The 19,063-nt window shown below is 40.4% G+C and carries 13 protein-coding genes; 9 read left to right on the forward strand and 4 right to left on the reverse strand.

The genetic code is table 11. From position 1 onward, the window contains the following. The first annotated feature begins 43 nt into the window (after positions 1 to 43). Genes L1271_RS06345 through L1271_RS06355 form a run of 3 tightly spaced genes read left to right on the forward strand, consistent with a single transcriptional unit; the run spans position 44 to position 3,468 of the window. Positions 44 to 1,237 (forward strand): PqiA/YebS family transporter subunit, encoded by a 1,194-nt coding sequence (locus L1271_RS06345; RefSeq protein WP_010605351.1) that lies wholly within the window; start codon positions 44 to 46, stop codon positions 1,235 to 1,237. Further along, positions 1,234 to 2,889, forward strand: a complete 1,656-nt coding sequence (pqiB, locus tag L1271_RS06350) for an intermembrane transport protein PqiB (protein ID WP_102058004.1) — start codon at positions 1,234 to 1,236, stop codon at positions 2,887 to 2,889. Before L1271_RS06345 ends, pqiB begins: the two co-directional genes overlap by 4 nt. Then, entirely contained in the window at positions 2,890 to 3,468 is a 579-nt protein-coding gene (locus L1271_RS06355; RefSeq protein ID WP_102058003.1) for a PqiC family protein, read from the forward strand. On the opposite strand, the gene L1271_RS06360 is transcribed toward L1271_RS06355, so the two are convergent. Both L1271_RS06360 and L1271_RS06365 read right to left on the reverse strand, forming a co-directional pair. Beyond that, positions 3,463 to 3,972: a GNAT family N-acetyltransferase gene (locus L1271_RS06360; protein WP_102058002.1), complete on the reverse strand. Its 510-nt coding sequence runs from the start codon at positions 3,970 to 3,972 to the stop codon at positions 3,463 to 3,465. The two genes, L1271_RS06355 and L1271_RS06360, sit on opposite strands and share 6 nt — an antisense overlap. Before the next feature lie 118 nt (positions 3,973 to 4,090). Next, positions 4,091 to 6,976 (reverse strand): insulinase family protein, encoded by a 2,886-nt coding sequence (locus tag L1271_RS06365; protein WP_235367376.1) that lies wholly within the window; start codon positions 6,974 to 6,976, stop codon positions 4,091 to 4,093. Between the two features lie 117 nt (positions 6,977 to 7,093). Between L1271_RS06365 and L1271_RS06370 the strand changes: the two genes are divergently transcribed. The 3 genes from L1271_RS06370 (at position 7,094) to ushA (ending at position 9,463) form a co-directional block, all read left to right on the forward strand. Beyond that, positions 7,094 to 7,516, forward strand: coding sequence for an MAPEG family protein (locus L1271_RS06370; protein WP_211865679.1), 423 nt, complete (start codon positions 7,094 to 7,096; stop codon positions 7,514 to 7,516). 102 nt (positions 7,517 to 7,618) lie between these two features. Further along, complete coding sequence (locus L1271_RS06375; RefSeq protein ID WP_010605345.1) at positions 7,619 to 7,810, forward strand: hypothetical protein; 192 nt, start codon at positions 7,619 to 7,621, stop codon at positions 7,808 to 7,810. Between the two features lie 63 nt (positions 7,811 to 7,873). Continuing rightward, positions 7,874 to 9,463: a bifunctional UDP-sugar hydrolase/5'-nucleotidase UshA gene (gene ushA, locus L1271_RS06380; RefSeq protein WP_235367377.1), complete on the forward strand. Its 1,590-nt coding sequence runs from the start codon at positions 7,874 to 7,876 to the stop codon at positions 9,461 to 9,463. A gap of 50 nt (positions 9,464 to 9,513) precedes the next feature. Here ushA and L1271_RS06385 read toward each other — a convergent pair whose 3' ends face one another. Continuing rightward, positions 9,514 to 10,440: a hypothetical protein gene (locus L1271_RS06385; RefSeq protein ID WP_102058000.1), complete on the reverse strand. Its 927-nt coding sequence runs from the start codon at positions 10,438 to 10,440 to the stop codon at positions 9,514 to 9,516. Beyond that, positions 10,430 to 11,167 (reverse strand): PhnD/SsuA/transferrin family substrate-binding protein, encoded by a 738-nt coding sequence (locus L1271_RS06390; protein WP_010605342.1) that lies wholly within the window; start codon positions 11,165 to 11,167, stop codon positions 10,430 to 10,432. The genes L1271_RS06385 and L1271_RS06390 overlap by 11 nt, the downstream gene beginning before the upstream one ends. A gap of 378 nt (positions 11,168 to 11,545) precedes the next feature. On the opposite strand from L1271_RS06390, the gene L1271_RS06395 reads away from it, so the two are divergent. The 3 genes from L1271_RS06395 (at position 11,546) to L1271_RS06405 (ending at position 19,041) form a co-directional block, all read left to right on the forward strand. Then, a complete protein-coding gene (locus L1271_RS06395; RefSeq protein WP_010605341.1) occupies positions 11,546 to 12,406 on the forward strand; it encodes a S1/P1 nuclease in 861 nt (286 codons plus the stop codon). Between the two features lie 36 nt (positions 12,407 to 12,442). Beyond that, positions 12,443 to 15,565, forward strand: coding sequence for a TonB-dependent receptor (locus tag L1271_RS06400; RefSeq protein WP_206471941.1), 3,123 nt, complete (start codon positions 12,443 to 12,445; stop codon positions 15,563 to 15,565). Positions 15,566 to 15,762: 197 nt separating this feature from the next. Beyond that, the gene (locus L1271_RS06405) at positions 15,763 to 19,041 is read left to right on the forward strand and encodes a TonB-dependent receptor (RefSeq protein ID WP_010605339.1); all 3,279 of its coding nucleotides are present in this window, start codon (positions 15,763 to 15,765) and stop codon (positions 19,039 to 19,041) included. Positions 19,042 to 19,063 lie beyond the last annotated feature (22 nt).

A 19,063-nucleotide genomic window follows, 5' to 3' on the forward strand; every position in this document is an offset into this window, starting at 1 on the left:
GCATCAAGCAAACTAGCATAAAAGGAAATCAACGGATTTTTATGTGATTACAGCTTGCCCTGAATGCGATACGCTTGTTGAAATAGACGCTATCGAGTCCCAAAAGCGTGCGGTGTGCCCAAACTGTCGGTGCGTGTTGTGTCATGTACAAGGACACCAAAACCAATTAGTACAAGCCTTCAGCTTTTCTGCGTTACTATTTTTATTCGCAAGCTTATTTCCAGACTTTATCTCCTACACACAACACGGTATCACTCAAGTTGTAAGCCTCTGGCAAGCACTCATATTGTTAGCTGAGCATTACAGCTATTTTCTCGCTGGATTATTTGCCTTCACTATTTTAGTCATGCCTGTTGCCGTATGCTCATTGCTACTGCTTGCACACACCGAGTATTGGCAAATCATCAATGCGCACAATGCTCGGCATTTAGCAAAATTACTCTCAGCACTAAAACCACTTAATCTCACCGATATATTTTTAGTAGCCGTGCTCGTAAGCGCTTTTAAATTAATGTCTTTCGCTGAATTGGAAATGGGCCTTGGATTTTGGGCCTATATTTTGTTCGTTTTGTGTTTTATTGAAGCCCTCTCACTTTTTGATCACGAGTATATGTGGCGTAATCAGACTCAATGTAATCGTCACTTGGCCGAACCAAAGAATTTATCTACCACGCTAAAACGTTGCAAGGTTTGTGGCTTTTTAGGTGAAGGCGAAAAGTGCCAGCGTTGCTACGCCAAACTAAAATACCGCAAATCTCAATCAACGCAAAAAAGCTTAGCTTGGATGCTCACCAGCGTCGTGCTACTTGTACCTGCTAATTTTCTGCCCATCATGGATACCATCAGTCTTGGGCTTCATACTCCTGCAACGATTTTTTCCGGCGTTCAAGTGCTTTGGGAAGCCGGCTCTTATCCCGTAGCAACACTTATTTTTCTCGCAAGTATATGTATTCCTATCGCAAAAGCGTTACTATTGAGTTACTTACTAATACGAGTTAAGAAGCCCAAAGACCCAATCACAGCAACAAAAGTGTACCGCTTGCTCGAATTTATTGGTCGCTGGTCGATGATAGATGTGTTTGTGGTGATAATCTTAGTGTCTTTGGTACAACTTGGTACGGTGCTAAATGTCGAGCCGGAAATTGGTATCGTGTTTTTTACTTTGATGGTGCTTTGCCAAATTGCAGCCGTTAATAGTTTTGATCCGAGATTATTGTGGGATAAAAATAGTCAATGACTACTCAAGCCGATATAGAAGACAAACCAAAATTTTCAGTGATTTGGATTATTCCAATTATCGCGTTGCTCATCACAGGCTGGATGTTATATCAACATCAGGCAAATAAAGGCCACACTATTTTTATAAAAATGACTGACGCAGATGGCATAATTGCAGGCAAAACTGAGGTGAGAGTAAAAAGCGTTAAGGTCGGGTTAGTCGAGTCATTAAAGCTTGAATTAGCGCAAAATGCAGTGGTTGCGAAAGTTAGGATTTTACAGCCCTATCGTGATTTATTAGCTGAAGATTCATCGTTTTGGGTAGTTAAACCTCGAATTGACGAATCCGGAATATCAGGCATGAATACACTACTCTCTGGAGTGTATATAGAGCTATCCCCCGGTGAAGCGAAAGCACGTTCGAGCATATTCACCTTAATGGATGAACCTGCATTAATCGGCTCAGAAGTGCAAGGAAAACGCTATCAACTCGTGGCTTCAGATGCTGAAGTGTTAGACGTTGGCTCCAGTATATTTTTCCGCAACTATAAAGTGGGTCAAGTTGAGTCTGCACATTTTAGCGTCGAAAGCTTAAAAATGGAGTACGGTATTTTTATCTATTCTCCATACGATACGCTTATCACAGACAACGCTATTTTTTGGATTAGTTCCGGCATTGATTTTAAGCTGTCAACCGAAGGTGTTGAAGTGTCGACAGGATCTCTTGCCAAAATGGTTAAAGGCGGAATTTCTGTAGACTATCCACCAACCATGCCAAGTGGCAAAGAAGCACTCGAAAATAAAACCTTCGCCTTGCACAAAAATTTCGCAATGGCCTTAGAGCAACGCTTTGATCACTTCGATTATTATCTTATTGAGTTTGAGCAATCAATTCGAGGACTTCGAGCTGGTGCACCAATCGAATACCGCGGGATGCGGATTGGCACAATAGAGCAGGTACCAGCGACTGGTGTTAGCGATGATAGACCTTTATACTTTCAACAAAATAACACCTCTGTGCCTGTATTGGTTAAAATTGAGTACGGACGCATTTACGAAGATGCGCAACTTGCTCAAACATATTGGTCAGAAAACATAGACAAATGGATTAGTAACGGCCTTAGGGCGTCACTAAAAAGTGGCAATTTATTAACAGGTGCGGTATATATAGAGTTAGACTTTTATCCAAGTGCAGAAGTCGTTAGTTCAAACAAAACGACTATTTACCCGGTATTACCCAGCGTTCCGAGCGGTATTACAGCACTTTCTGAACAGGTCACAAGCTTACTGAACAAGTTAAATGGGTTACCTCTTGAAACAACTGTTAAGGAACTAGAAGGCGCCCTTCAGCAACACAGGTTACTAGCAATGGAAATGAATCAACTCGTAGAGTCTATCAATAACAACAAGATAACAGACAAGGTTGGCGGCAATTTAACGAACTTAAAAGATACATTAAGCCAGCTCACATCAAGCTTAAAGCAATTTGAACAAACTATGACGCAGTACCAAAAAGGCTCAGGTGTCATGGATCAACTTAGTAATACCCTTGAGGAGCTTGAAAGCCTGTCCAATCGCTTAAAGCCTATTTCTAAAGGGCTGAATGAGCAGCCGAATATGCTTATTTTTAATAAAGAAAGTGGCGCGGATCCGCTCCCAAGGAAAAAATAAATGAAGACTGGCTCTGTGATATTTTTGCTTCTATTTTGTTTAACAGGATGTATAACTAATCCATCCCAACCGGTTAGTTATTATCAGTTAGAAGCAAATAATGTCGCAGGCGAAAAGCAAGTTGAGCTCAATCGTGTACTACTGATTGATAAAGTGCAGTTAATCGAACTGTTTGATCAACAAGCCTTGGTGCAATTTCAGCGAGACAATAGAGTAAACATCGCTAATTTCCATTTTTGGGCCCAACCCCCCGCCGATATGTTGACATGGAACTTAGTAAACGCACTAAATGGAACCAACAAAGCTACTGCAATTAAAAGCGATAAATTTTATCGCAATGCGCAAGAGCACCAACGCCTCGTTGTAGAAATTAATGAGTTTGCAGGGCACTTTGAAAAAGGTGCTGTGATGAGCGGGACTTGGTATCTTTATCAATACACAAAAGGGAGCTATCAACTAACTCAAGTGCAACCATTCCAATTTGAAACAGCTCTTGATCAGGATGGCTTTAGCGCTCTGGTTGCGGCACATCAGAGAAACTTTATTCAACTAACGACACAAATAAGTCAACAATTATAATTGACAATCAAACACCACCACAGGTGTTAAATCGTTATCAATTATTATTTTACCAATACGACTAAATCCCACTTTGTTAAGCAGGCTTATGCTAGCTGCATTACTTTCTAGCGTGATAGCGCTCAGCTTAGGGTGGTTCCCTTCTGATTTAACATATTGCATTAGCAATTTGGCAGCCTCGGAAGCATAACCCTTCCCTGTAAAATCATCTAAAAACGCGTAACCTAAGTCTGGAATATTAAAAAAAGGTCTTTGATATAAGCCACATACTCCGATGCTCGTATTGCTACTAAGTTCAACAACAACGTAAGGCGCTGGCGTACCGATTTGATAAGGAATTAGGTAAGCTTGCTCGATATGCTCCTCAGCTTGCTTTTGTGTTTTTATGCCTCTATCCCGAATGTTATCGATAAAACTTTTTTGATTCAAAAGCCTGAGTAAAAACCCCGCATCATTTAAATTTGCCTTTCTTAAAAAGATCTTTTCTCCCGTCACAATCACCATCTAGTCTCCGAAAATACTGTAATTAATTTCCGTTTATACTTTAGCATTTGCAAAAGCTAATAAAAAAGCTGGGAAACGAATTTTCCCAGCTTTTAATCATCACTGAAATACCGACTGATTATTGTTGGAATTTCACGTTTTTATACATCTGTTCAACTGAATCCAGCTTAGTTTGCTTCGGTAGATCTGCAAACGGTTCAGCTTGGAACTTGGCGCCACGTAATTGAATATTTAATCTAGCAGCATCGGTGTTCATTACAGTTTGCTGATAGTACGCTTTAATATCTTCTAATGTGACCGCTTCAACTGCAGCAATTAGCTTAGCTTCGGAGTCAAACGCCATATTTTCTTTGAACCAATCGCCCAATAACGGTTGTAGTTCTTCAGAAAGATTTTTTGGCTCTTCGGTTAATGAGACTAACACTGCATTTTTTAACTGCTCGAACGTTGCCTGATCTAACGCTGCTAAGTCTTTAGCATATTCATCTTTATACGCGTCAAAGCGAGCTTGCATACTCTTAGCATCTTTTACCGGTGTTTGAATATAGAAGCCTAGCGCTGAATATTCGTCAATAGCAACGCTGGTTGCACCAACCGCATACGCTAACTGCTCTTCGGTTCTCAGACGTTCAAATGCCGCTGTTCTTAAGTGCCCTTGAAGCACCATCGCCGCCGCCTTTTGTGCATAACCTTTGACTGGGTGCACTGCAAAATCGATTACGGCAACATCAGCAACGTCAATGTCTTGCTGCCATACGATTGTCTGCTTTTGCTCTGGCTGCCAATATTTAGCTCGCGCGTACTTGGTCACTTTTTGGCGTTTAGGCAACGCATTATCAAGCGTCTCTTTTACTGTTTGCAAGTCCGTTTTATCGTAGTTGCCATAAGCAAAAACGCGAACTTGGTTATTCGTTAAAATTTGATTTTGCACTTTATCTAGATCGGCCAAAGTCAAAGACTTAGCTGCTGATATCAATGCAGAATCATCATAGCTTCCTGAACGGATAAGTTTTTGATATACACCAAAAGCTTGTCTGAATGGGAATTCTTTTTCTTGGTTTTTAATGCCACGCACGTAACGATCAACAGCCTGGTCAAATGCGCGTTTATTCGTTTCTACACGAACACCTGAGAGCGCATCTTTTAGTAATAATGCTTGTTTATCAGTAAAACCTGAAATATCTAGCATTACCCCATTTGCTGGGGTCAAGCCAAGGTGCATACCAGCGATACTCGCTTCCGTCATCAGTTTTGCTTTATCCAGCCGGTATAGATCGGCCCAAATCGACAGTGCAACCTCAGTTTTGATGTCTTTTAATGCACTTGGGTTATTCAAGTAGATTTTCAGACTGCCTTTAGGCTGCTGGTAGAAGCGCTCACTCGCGGCATGCCAAATCGTTACCCCATCAGCATCAATAACCTTCTGAACGCCCTTTTTCGCATCATCCGCAGATGTTTTCAGTGCGAAGTTTTCAGGTAGCAAGGTATTTACACTAGGAAGTGCTAAATCGAAATTTGCCTCTTCTTTCCATTTATCAAAATCGCTACGCTTTAAGTCTACGATCTGATATTCACCATCATAGAAGTGCAGTTTTGCGTCGGTAGGCTCACCTTTACTGATATACCATACCCGCATTTGCTCAGGTGTAAGTTGCTTCAAGACAGCCTTTACTGCATCAGCATCAAACTGCGCGTAGTAGTAGCTTGCATTGATAGCATGGTTCATTGGGTAATGCTGCATGCTATCTGCAAGGTTACTAACGTAACCAAACTCATCGCCTTTTTCTAAAAACCTAAATTGATTATTTAGCGACGTTTGGATTTCCTTGAAGTAACGGCTATCGACTCCTTTATCACGGATCATATCGATATAATCCAGTACTGTACCTGTGATTAACTCACGTTGCTTTAGGCCTTCATCGGTTAGCTGAATATCAATCTGCAACGTCCCGTAGTTGCCATAACTATTTGGAGTCGCGAATGCACTTAACGATGAGATTAAACCTTTATCTTTTAGAACTTGAGCGGGGCTACCCGCCATTTCATTACTTAGCAGATAAGTAATGAAATAGTTCGGCTTAACCGCAAACGCATTGGCGTTGTTCTTGATAGTAAAATCAAGCTGTAGAGTCTTTACGTCTTCATTCGGTTTATAATGGACCAACTTTTGTCCAACATTATCGAAGTTAAGCGATTGCTTGACCTGTGGCTTCTCGATGTTCTTATTCTTAATTGTCGTAAAGTGCTTTTTCGCTTTTACCACCATCTGCTCAATCGGCTCATTAGAAATCATGGCTAACTTCATGATATTCGCAGAGTAGTACTTATCATAGAAAGCAACAGTCTCGTGATGTAGCTTGCTTCCTTCTTTATCCCCTAACGTTTCTAGATTACCTATAAGGAAACGGTTAGCAGGATGTTCTCCCATCATGTTTCGTGCAAGTTTAAATTGACCAAAAAAGTCCATTTCACGACGCATAGACCACTCAGCATTCACTGCATTTTTTTCTTTTTCCGTGTACTCAGGGTAGAGCTTTGGAGATTTAAAGAAATCGGAGAACCTGTCTAACGCCTCGTCATAGGCATCGTTGTTCACTTTGAACATATAATTGGTAATATCCAACCAAGTGTAAGCATTGTGTGCCCCACCGTTTTTGGTCATGAACTCAGAATAACCTTTGCTGTCTGGATACTTTTCTGTGCCAAGGAACAACATATGTTCAAGATAATGCGCCATGCCCTGCTGTGACATCGGATCGTGTAGTAGACCAACGCCAACACTCAGCGCGGCCGCTGATTTCGATACAGATGGATCTGATACCAAAATAACTTCAATGCCATTTTCTAAGGTTAACGTTTGATATTGCCTATCATCATTAGGACTTACAACCAGTTGCTCTGAAAGAAGATTCTCAGTCGTGCCTGAATGATTAAGTGAAGAAGTTGTACCACATCCAGTCAAAACTGCTAAGGTAAGTGTGCTAATTGCGAATAGCTTTTTCATAAAACAATCCATTATTGTGATAATTACTTTTTGGAACCAGACTATCATCGTCATTCAACTAAGCTTTTGCAATATAGAAATTTTTTGTTTTGTAACACTTCGTAAACTGAGGAGCCTATGCCAACATCCACTTATTTACTGCTCGCCGCACTATTTTTACAAACTCTGCTGACCTTAGTCATCATGGTCATTATGGGTAAACGTCGATTTAAAGCGGCACGAGAAAAACAGATCCAGTTTGATCAGTTCAAAACCATGGCGCTCGACAATGCGCCTGAAAAAGTCATTCTGGCTTCCCGAAACTTTACCAATCAGTTCGAAATTCCCATGTTGTTTTTTGTTGTTTCTCTCGCCGCACTCGCAATGAAACTTGTCACCTTGTGGTTCAGCATTTTCGCCTTACTGTTTGTAATTAGCCGTATTGCACATGCCTATGTTCATATCGGCAGTAATCATATTAGAACGCGTTTTCGCCTCTACCTTGCTGGATGTGCGTTCATTGTGTTGCAGTGGATCATATTACTTTTAACACTTATATAACTAAAAACGATAAAAATGCCATCCGTTTTAACTAATTGTTCTTTAATCTCTGAGTCAATTTGTTAGCATGGCGATGGTAAAAAGAACAACAGGGGCACATAGATGAAACAGGATAATGATATCTGCGATTTTGGACTTCATGCTGGAGAACCGTACTCCACGCTGCCAGCTAGCTTTTTAAACTGGATGATAGAAACAGACCATGCAAAATGTGAGTTAGCAAAGTTTGAACTGGACAGAAGAGTATCTGCGGTGGCACAAAACGCCAGAAAATATAGCAATTTTGAGTGTTAGCACTATTAAAATAATTATAATGATCTAGAATACGCGCATAATTTATCAAATAGCTTCTAAATTATGCGCAACTTACTTATTCTTTCAACCGCTTTGCTATTATCAGCATGCCATTTTTCCTCTCCTAAGCAGTCGCAACAAGCAGAATACCTAACCGTATTACACACCAACGATAATCATGGTCGTTTTTGGCAAAATGAAAAAGGTGAATATGGTATGGCTGCCAGAAAAACCTTAATTGACCAATTAAAGAGCGATGCCGAAAAAGCAGGACATGCCGTTATATTGCTTTCTGGAGGCGATATAAACACCGGTGTACCAGAATCTGATTTACAGTTTGCCGAACCTGATTTTAGGGGAATGAGTAAACTCGGTTACGATGCCATGGCAATTGGTAACCATGAATTTGATAACACTCGAGATGTACTAGCCAAACAAATTGAGTGGGCAAGCTTCCCAGTACTGTCATCAAATATTCTTGATAATACAAATCAAATGCCAGCATACGAGCCTTACACAATTATTGAACGTGCAGGATTGACCATTGCTGTCCTTGGGCTTACGACAATTGATACTGTTAAAATTGCCAATCCAAAACATGTTCATGGCCTTACTTTTATTGAGCCTTTAACAGCCACAGAAAACTGGGTTCCTAAGATCAAAGCCAAATATCACCCAGATGTTATGATTGCTGTCACACATATGGGCCATTATCACGGTGCTAATCATGGTATCAATGCGCCCGGTGATGTAACACTTGCGCGCCGACTTCCTAAAGGTATGCTTGATTTGATAGTCGGTGGACATTCTCAAGAACCTGTCTGTGTCGACGACAATGGTAACGAGGATACGTCATTCGCTCCTGGCAAAACATGTAAACCAGATAATCAAAATGGTGTTTGGATTATGCAAGCACATGAGTGGGGTAAGTATGTGGGTAAAGCCGTATTTAGGATTGATGGTGATACAAAAACCTTGATTAGCTATAACTTAATCCCTGTAAACTTAAAAGATAAAGCTGGCTCTGTGATTGGTGAAACGATTCAAGAAGATCCGCAAATGCTTGCTTTTTTGAAGCCTTTTCAAGAAAAAGGACAAGCGCAAATTGCTGGTGCAGTAGGATACGTTGATAGTTTTTTAGACGGTCGTCGCAGTACAGTGAGATTTAAGCAAAGCAACCTCGCAGATCTTATCATTAATGCGCAAATGGCAGCTGTCGAAGCTGACTTTGGCATTATCAGCGGCGGCGGGATCCGAGATAGCATAGAACAAGGTGATGTCAGCTACAAAGATGTACTGAAAGTTCACCCTTTTAAAAATCGTATTACTTACATAGACTGGAAGGCCAGAGATCTTATTAATTACTTAAACATTGTTGCTAAATTCCCGCCTGACTCTGGTGCTTACTTACAGTTCCACCATATTAAGTTTGATATCAAGAATGATAAGGTAACCAATATTAGCATTGCGGGCGAGCCATTAACTAACGATAAGACCTATCGTATGAGTGTGAATAGCTATAATGCATCTGGTGGTGATGGCTATCCAAAGATTAATCATCTTCCTGAATATACTGCTACAGATCTAACTGATGCACAGGTTCTAAAAGATTACTTCCAAAAGAATAGTCCAATAAAAGCTATCGATTTATAGAAAGACAATCCAGTAAAGCGGTGTGACTCACCGCTTTACTGACACCTGCTCTATTTACCAATAATATCAACATCAGACTTTTTCACTCCGCTCAGTCCATAACTATGTAATTTGGAACGAGACCCTTCTCCGTGTGCTTTTGGCGGATAAAACAACACCTTTTTTTCTGGGAATGCGTCTAATACTTCGTCTAGTGCAGCTCTAATTTCACTTAGTGTTTTTTCTAAACTATTGGTGAAGTTTGGCCGTTTTCTTATAGTATGACCAAGCTCAACTAAACGATAAAAGTATTTATCCGCGAGATCCAATAACTCTTTTGGCATCTCTTTGTTTTGGTTGAGAATAGTGTCAGGGTTTACCTCGCAAAACTCAACAAGTGCCAAATAAAAGCATAATGGTTTATTGGCTAATTGAACACTGACTAATTTGTTTCTATTCGTTGTTACTGTTTTTGAGTACAAATCAATAACAAGCTTAAATTCCGGCAACTTCTCTAGTGTTTGATTTGAACTTACTTTTGCATCAATACCTTTTCTTCTCACCCAGTTGAACACCGCAACGCCGATAAGCGCCATAATCAGAGGGAAAATATAGGTAAATTTCGGTTTGGAGTCGTCTAATGACACCGCTACATAGAAATTTCTGTGTGGCGCAGACAATGTTAGCACTTCACTTTTTTCACCTTCACCTGCCCCAGACGTATTAATGTCAAGAACAGTTAAACGGGCACCTTGAGCGCCTAACGCAGCATTGAGTGAGTTTATATATTCTCTTAACTCAGTTTCATTACCTGCATAATGTAGAAAAGGATCTGCGACAGGTAAACGATTCATATCAATAGCAACGCGAAGCGCAACCGCTTCTTTTTGTTGCTTCAAAACCCGCTTAGTTTCAATACTTTGAGAAATGTAGAAAATGCCGCTAAACAATAACGCCAAAGCAATAAAAACGGATATATTGCGCTGGCTAACGTCCATCTGCTTCTCCGATAAAGCCATAAGGTGAGGCTTCACATTGCCAGTATCGATCTACCTTATCAAAGTAACTCGATGTTCTTAATTGAGCGACTTGGTTAATAATTCCCTGCATTGCACAAGCAAGATCAGTGTTATTGTTGTTCATCTTTAAATACCATTTACTGCCGCTAACATTATTTGCAATTGGCGTAATGTAATTCTTCGAAAACCGCAACTCGTCTTCTTCGGACCAATAGGAGGCAATAATATCAACTTCACCAGCAGCTAGACGATCGCGGAGCGCTTGATGCGAGCTTAAATAGGTAATATCGAGCGCATTAATATCGATATCTAACTCTTTAAACGCACTTTTTGGTAATATGTGACCAGAGCGACTTGTTGGATAGTCTAGTAAGCCTATTTTTTTATCTAAGAAATAAGATTTAGATAATTTGGGTTTTTCTGTGTTTGAGATAAAAAAGGCGGAATAAGCCGGGTACCCTATAACAGGCTTATAACTATGCGTTGATTCAGCCATCAAAGCCGACATGATATTGTCTTTTGTTAAAATAAGATCGGCAATTCCCTTAGCTAAAAACTCTATTTGCTCAGCGAGGCTTCCTCCCCAATACACTTTCACCTGCCCATATTGTCTAGTGACCACTTCATCTTCACACGCTCTAACTAAAACGTCTAACGCGAGACTTTTAATCGGAACATGTATTTTTAAAGTGTTGATATTGGACACTGAACGCGTTTTGCAAGTATTTGAGTACTGGACAACGGGATCAAGAATAAGAGGCTTTGCCGATATTAATCGAGCCCCTAAAATCCAGCACAATAATGCGCTTATAAACAACAAAGATACAATTGTTGATTTACTAGTCAAAATGTTACTATGTATCACTAATTGGAATAACCTATCCTTTCTTGACCGCTATTAGATCAATTTTCTTTACTCATTGCAATAGGTAATTTTACTAATAAATCATAACACCATGAATTTATTACTTTATTGACAGGAAATTATGAATCTTATTGAGTCCTTTTATTTTGTTGAAAAATACGGACAATTGGCCTCACTTTTCGGTTGGGAAGATTGTTCCCTTTTCTACAAGAGATACAAATGTTACGTAAAAGCTTGTCATTACTTTTCGCTGTAGGGATGACTATAACGACGTCAAGTGCACATGCCTGGGGTCAAAATGGTCATAGGATCATTGGCGAATTGGCGGAGGCGCATTTAACCGATCAGACTCGCGTTGCGATTCAACCGTTATTAGAAGGTGATTCTCTGGCTGAGATTTCAACTTGGGCAGATGAAATGCGTTCGGATCCAAGCACATTTTGGCGTAAACAATCTTCAAAGTGGCATTACATCAATATCGACAACCCAAAGGCAATGCACGAGCATGTTCATGCCGATTTGAATGACAAAGAAAAAGTAAAACACATCCTAGACGGTATCTACTACTCCATCAATACACTGAAGTCAGAATCTAAGTCAATCGATGAAAAGCGTTTTGCATTTCGTTTCCTAGTTCACCTTGTAGGTGACAGCCACCAACCATTTCACGCAGGTCGCGGTAAAGACCGTGGTGGTAACATGATTAAAGTAAAGTTTTTTGGCAGTGATTCAAACTTACACAGCACTTGGGACACCAAATTAATCGAAAATGAAAATCTTTCATTTACAGAATTTACACGTTTTATTCAAACCACAAATAATGAAATAATTGCTGAATACTTAGATAGCTCGCCAGCAGATTGGTTGCTTGAGTCAAATAATATTGCTGAAAAAGTTTATAACAGCAATGAAACTGAAATAAGTTACGGTTACATTTATAAATATATGCCAACAGTTAAATTTAGGCTGCAACAAGGTGGCATTAGATTAGCCGGCCTATTAAACCAAATTTTCGATAAGGACTCGCAGCCATTAAAAGAAGCATTAAAAAAGACTTCTAATACTGCGAATATAAAATAACTTTAGTAAGTTCTGAAATATACGGGAAACAACAAAATGAATACTCTTTTACGCAAAACTTCGCTGTCTCTTGCTATTGCAGCAAGTTTAGCTGCAAGCGGCTTTGCACACGCAAACGACACAGCTTCTAGCTTAAAAGGTCAAGTAGTAGGTCCTATGGGTAATCCTGCTGCTGGTACAAAAATAACAATTATTCATACCCCTTCAGGCTCCGTAAAAACAGCCACAGTGAATGAAAGCGGTGTATTCTCTGCAAAAGGCCTTCGCGTTGGTGGCCCATACCAAATTATAATTGACTCTGATAAATTTGAAGATACTAGAGTTGATGATGTTTATTTATCTTTAGGTAAAACATACCCAGTTTCAGTTCAACTGCAATCACTACAAGACATTGAGCAAATAGTGGTAACTGGCCGTCCTTTAACTGCACAGTCTGGTGGAACAGGCCCCGCATCTCACTTTTCTCTGGCTGAATTACAAAATAAGCCTGCAATTAACCGCGATTTGAAAGATATTGTACGTACTGACCCTCGAATCTACGTAGACGAAAGCAGTTCAGGCGCTATTTTATGTGCGGGAGGTAACCCTCGGTTCAACAGCTTAACTGTTGATGGTATGCGAATGAACGATAACTTTGGCTTAAATAGCAATGGTTACCCAACTGAGCGGATGCCTTTTTCTTTTGATTCTATTGATCAAGTTGCTGTAGAACTTGCCCCATTCGATGTTCAATACGGTGGCTTTACTTCGTGTAACATCAATGCCGTAACAAAATCAGGTACAAATACATTAACGGGCGGTCTATTTTTTGACTATACCAGTGATTCGCTATCTGGTGATAAAATTGATGGTCAAAAGCAAAATATCGGCGATTATGACGAGAAACGCTACGGTTTTAACGTTGGCCTACCGCTGATTAAAGACTCTCTGTTCCTATTTACCAGCTATGAAAAGTTGGAAGGATCAGAGATCTTCGAATACACACCATTTGCAAATGGAAAAATCAGTCAGGCGAGCATTGACCGTATTACTGCAATAACGCAAGAAAAATATGGTTATGATGCAGGCGGTATGATCCCAAGTATGCCTGTAGAAGATGAAAAACTATTAGTAAAACTAGACTGGAACATCAACGACGATCATCGTGCAAGCTTCGTATATAACTATAACGATGGCTTTTCTTTGTCTCAATCTGATTCTGGTTCTGACAGGCTATCTTTATCGAACCACTTCTATGAACGTGGCGCAGAGCTCAACTCTTTTGTTACTTCAATCTATTCGGATTGGAGCGATGTGTTTTCGACCGAAGTCCGTATTGGTTATTCAGAGCTTGATAACAGTCAATTATCACTAGATCAAGCATCTGGTTTTGGCGAGTTTCAAGTAAATGTTGATGATGTCACTGTTTACTTAGGTCCGGACGACTCTCGTCAAGCAAACAAATTAAAGTACGATAACCTTTCTCTGAAACTTGCAGGTACCTATTACCTTGATGAGCATGAGCTATATTTTGGATATGAACGTGAAGAACTCGACGTATTCAATATGTTCGTGCAACACAACGAAGGTGAATATCGCTTTAGCAGCATTGAAGATCTCAGTAATGGCATTGCGCGCGTTTACTATGGCAATGCTTCATCACATAATCCTGAAGATGCAGCTGGTGAATTTAAGTACGCACTAAATACGTTGTACTTCCAAGATAAGTTCGACTTTATCGATTACGATATGACAATCACGGCAGGCGTTCGTTATGACTGGTATACCAGTGATGACGTACCAGCTTATAATCCAAACTTTGAACAGCGCTTTGGTTTTTCAAACCAACAAAATCTGGATGGCGTTGACCTATTACAACCGCGTTTAGGTGTTAACTGGACTTACAATGACCAGCTAGAATTGCGTGGTGGTATAGGCCTTTACTCTGGTGGTAACCCAAATGTATGGATCTCAAACAGCTATTCAAACGATGGTATTCGTAACATCCAAACAGACAAGAAAAACCTCCAGTTGCTAGGCCCAAATGCAATTGCGTTCGTTGGCGACGGTAAAGCTGGTTTCGATATTCCTAAAGAATTATACGATACTATCTCTGCGGGTGGAGCTGATGATAGTACTAACGTAACTGACCCTGATTTTGAAATTCCTTCAGAGTGGAAGCTTTCACTAGGTGCAACTTATGTTACTGAATCTGATTATGTATTCAGTGTTGACTACTTATACACAGATAAACAAGATTCAGCAGTTATCAAGAATATCACATTGGCATCTGATGAAACTGCACCCGATGGCCGTCCAATTTACAACGATAATCTTCATTCTCGCGAATCAGACTTAATGCTAACCAATGTGTCCGGTGATGATGGTTATAGCCATGTTCTATCTTTCGGCATGAACAAGTCATTTGATAATGGTATAGATTTAGCACTTTCTTATGCATACACTGTTGCAAAAGATGTGCATCCAATGGGTAGCTCTGTCGCGTTTTCGAACTATCACAGAATAGCAACTGCGGATCCGCAAAACCCAGAAGTCGCGACTTCAGATTACGAAGTACCACATCGCGCAACAATGTCTCTATCGTATAAAACTGAACTATTTGATGGCTTAGAAACTCGCTTTAGCCTATTCGGACAGGCAAGTATGACAAACCCTTATTCATACACGTTTGATAACACGGGTATGTTTGGTTACGCTGATGAGAAGCGTGATTTGCTTTATGTACCAACAGCTGATGACGCTCGTGTTGAATATGGCTCATTTGAAGACAAAGTAACTGGCGAAGTAATTCCATTTGATAAAAAGGCATTCGACAAATGGGTCGCTCAGGAAGGCCTAACACGTGGGCAGATCCAAGACCGTAATTCGCAAGACGGCGAATGGTTTGTTACTTTCGATTTAAAAGTTGAACAAGAGTTTGGCGGCTTTGCTGATGGACATAAAGGTTCTGCATTCTTCGTAATAAAGAATGTTGGCAATCTACTTAACGATGACTGGGGCACTTTAGAGCGTGGTACCTCAATGCAAAACGCAGTGACAGCATCTATTAATGACAACGGTCAATATGTGTTTGAGAAGTTCAACAACCCTTCAGGCACTGACTTTGAAATTAAACCATCGTTATATGAAATCCGTTTTGGCGTTAAATATAACTTCTAGATGATAAGTCTTGGTTGAATTTATCACTTTTACGACACGGCTACCTTCTATAGAAGCTAGCCGTGCTACGTCGTAAACCAGCAGATGATTGTGCTTTATAAATTAATCAACATAGTTAGAGAACAGGAGTACTAGATGCTGTTTAAACACATCTAAAAATCTGACTCTCATAATCTACTTACACGGGAAATGAAACAATGAAAAACGTTCGCTTAACTAGAGTGGCCGGCGCACTTGCATTAGCTCTTGGGGTATCAGTCAGCGCATACGCTGCAGATACATCGTCTGCAATGCGCGGTAAGATCACCACCCCAACCGGTGAAGCAGCTGCAAATGTTAAAGTTACAGTTATTCACGAACCAACTGGTACTATAAGCACATTCACTACTAATGAATCTGGTGCTTTCATCGCAAAAGGTCTTCGCGTTGGCGGACCTTACAGAGTAGTACTTGACTCTGACAAATATTCAGATGCCCAACTTGACAATATCTATCTTGAGTTAGGCGACACTCACCGTATCAATAATCAACTTCAACCATTACAGCAAATCGAAAAAATTGAAGTTACAGGCTATAAACTGGTACAACAAGCTGGTGGTTCAAGCAGCGTATTTGGTGCTGATACCATTGAAAATGCACCTAGTTTCAATAATGACATCAAAGACATTGCGCGCTTAAATCCGCTTGCCAGCATCAATGGAAATGGTGAACTCACGATTGCGGGTAATAACCCGAGAACGAATGGCTTAACCGTTGACGGTATCGGCCAAAATGATGACTTTGGCCTCAACTTTGGCGGTTACCCAACAGCACAACCACCTGTGGCACTTGATGCAATTGAGCAGATCTCAGTTGATACATCACCTTTTTCTGCTAAAAAAGGTAACTTTGGTGGTGGTACAATCAATGCGGTTACTAAGTCCGGCTCTAATGAATATACTTTCACAGGCTTCTATGAGACAAGTACACCAAGCCTTGCAGGTAAGTTAGATAATATTTCCGACGCCAAATATAAAGAAGATGTTAAAGACGCTGATGGTAATGTAATCCACCGTGCTGGCTCAAATATTCTTGATGAAGATGGTCACAAGACTTTCGAAGTGGCAAGCACAGATCCTATCATTACCGAAAAGCGTTTAGGCTTTAGTACCGGTGGCGCGATTATCAAAGACAAGTTATTCTACTTTGTTAACTATAACTCTTGGAAACAAGAGATGGACTTGGACTACGGTTTTGATGGTTCTGGCACCGCAAATGAGTTTGACGTTAGTGAATCTGACTATAACCGCTTTATTTCTGTACTAAATAATGTATATGGTATCGAAGATGAATTCGGTGGTGACCCTGAAGATACTAGTGATAGTGTCCTAATTAAGCTTAGCTGGAACATTTCCGATCTACATCGTGCTGACTTTACTTACCAATGGCAGGATGAAGAGGATGAGAAAGAATTCGCTACAGGTGGTGAAACTATATCTATGGCTTCAAGTCGTTATACTTATACGACTAAGTTCGATAACTTTGCCGCCAAGTTATACTCAGACTGGTCAGATGAATTCTCTACAGAGATAGGCCTTGCGTATAAAAATGTAACCAATGACAGTGTAACCAACTCAGATTTAGGTACTATTGAAGTTTACTTAAACGATGGTCGTGGTGCTGGTTTCCAATTTGGCCGTAACATCTATCGTCATGCCAATGAATCAGAAACCGAAACATTTGCGTTTACACTTGATGCAACTTATCTAATGGGCGACCATGAGATTAACTTTGGTGGTCAATATGAGAGCAAACGTCTTTACAACCTATTTGGCGAAGGTTCGATGGGTAGTTGGACGTTTGGTAGCATTGAAGACTTTGAAAATAAGAAATTATTTTTAAATAGATACGATGACTACCAATTTTCTTACGCCAATGCTTATACTAATGATGTCAATGACTTAGCTTATGATGCAACGCGTGAGCAACTTGCGCTTTACGTTGAAGATAAGTTTTATCTAACAGATGACCTTGAAGTGACGGCGGGCCTTCGTTATGAGCGTTTATCTTCAAGTGACAAGCCTACATTAAATACTGCTTTCCAAGAAACTTATGGTTATACGAACCAGGAAAACTTGGATGGTGCTGATATCGTTCTACCTCGTATTGGCTTTAAATACTATGCTACTGAGTCATTAACAATTAATGGTGGTGTTGGTCGCTTCCACGGCGGTATTCCAAATGTTTGGTTTAACAACCCATTCCAAAAAGACGGCTTAACGCAAGTTGATGCGACACAAGACGCTATCAATAATTACTTTGCAGGCGTAGATCAAGTTGATTTCACTCGCGTGCCTCAGCAAATTCAAGATTCTTTACAGCAAGGTGCTGGCAGCACAGCTTATACGGATCCTAACTTCAAGCTACCATCAAGCATTCGTGCACAGGTTGGGTTTGAATACGAATTTGATTCTGAACTGCTAGGTGACGGCTTCAAGTGGACAGCTGAACTTGCTTACCACAACAAGCAAGACGAAGCGGTATGGCATAACACTTCTATTACGCCAAAGCTTGATGAAAACGGTAACATCGTGCGCTCTGCAACTGGTCGAATCATCTATGATAACAAGTACTCTGGTGAGCTTAGAGATAACTATGACATCATGATGACCAATGCTGATGAAGACGCACGTTCTATTATTTTAAGCACCGCAATTGCTAAAGAGTGGGATAACGGTCTTTACGTTTCTGCAAGTTACACGAATCAAGATGTTGAAGATGTATCACCTGGTAGTGCTTCTCAAGCAGATGGTAACTACAAACACGCAACTACGCACAGCCGTAATGTTGACCTAGTAGGTCGTGGTCACTACGAAGTAGAACATAGCTTCAAGATTAACTTGCGCTACACTACTGAATTCTTTGACGGTTATGCGTCGAAGTTTAACGTGTTCTTTGAACGTAGATCTGGCCGTCCATTTAGCTACACAATGGGTTCATACAATGATTATGACTTGGGAGATACCCGTGACTTTGCAGGTACATCTGCATACCTAGCGTACATCCCATCAGGTCCTGATGATGCGAATGTAAACTGGGAACAGTCAGATTTATCTTGGAATCAGCTAGAAGCCTTGCTTAACCGTGCAGGCATAACTGAGCGTGGACAACTATTAGACCGCAATACGGGAACTCAGCCTTGGGTTACCACTATGGATGTTAGCTTTAAACAAGAAATCCCAGGTTTCTATAAAGAGCATAAAGGCGAACTTTACTTTATGATCGAAAACTTCGCTAACCTACTTAATAGTGACTGGGGTGTAGAGAAGAAGCTAAGTTACTCTGACCAAGCCGTTTATGACTTCGGCGGTTTAGATGACGATGGCAAGCTAATCATCGAGCCACGCTACAACGGTGCTGATGTTCGCAATTACTCGACTATCGATAAAGGCGCGTCAGCATGGCAAGCTAAAATTGGTATTCGTTACACATTCTAATATCTAACACGTAATTAGATAA

This window comes from Pseudoalteromonas sp. OF5H-5 (assembly GCF_021530695.1).
Lineage (GTDB): Bacteria > Pseudomonadota > Gammaproteobacteria > Enterobacterales > Alteromonadaceae > Pseudoalteromonas.

Bases quoted from the DNA above. Each gene is read 5' to 3' on its own strand.
- L1271_RS06370 (WP_211865679.1), top strand. From the start codon at position 7,094: ATGCCAACATCCACTTATTTACTGCTCGCCGCACTATTTTTACAAACT.
- L1271_RS06355 (WP_102058003.1), top strand. From the start codon at position 2,890: ATGAAGACTGGCTCTGTGATATTTTTGCTTCTATTTTGTTTAACAGGA.
- L1271_RS06400 (WP_206471941.1), top strand. From the start codon at position 12,443: ATGAATACTCTTTTACGCAAAACTTCGCTGTCTCTTGCTATTGCAGCA.
- L1271_RS06405 (WP_010605339.1), top strand. From the start codon at position 15,763: ATGAAAAACGTTCGCTTAACTAGAGTGGCCGGCGCACTTGCATTAGCT.
- L1271_RS06375 (WP_010605345.1), top strand. From the start codon at position 7,619: ATGAAACAGGATAATGATATCTGCGATTTTGGACTTCATGCTGGAGAA.
- ushA (WP_235367377.1), top strand. From the start codon at position 7,874: ATGCGCAACTTACTTATTCTTTCAACCGCTTTGCTATTATCAGCATGC.
- L1271_RS06365 (WP_235367376.1), bottom strand. From the start codon at position 6,976: ATGAAAAAGCTATTCGCAATTAGCACACTTACCTTAGCAGTTTTGACT.
- pqiB (WP_102058004.1), top strand. From the start codon at position 1,234: ATGACTACTCAAGCCGATATAGAAGACAAACCAAAATTTTCAGTGATT.
- L1271_RS06360 (WP_102058002.1), bottom strand. From the start codon at position 3,972: ATGGTGATTGTGACGGGAGAAAAGATCTTTTTAAGAAAGGCAAATTTA.
- L1271_RS06395 (WP_010605341.1), top strand. From the start codon at position 11,546: ATGTTACGTAAAAGCTTGTCATTACTTTTCGCTGTAGGGATGACTATA.
- L1271_RS06385 (WP_102058000.1), bottom strand. From the start codon at position 10,440: ATGGACGTTAGCCAGCGCAATATATCCGTTTTTATTGCTTTGGCGTTA.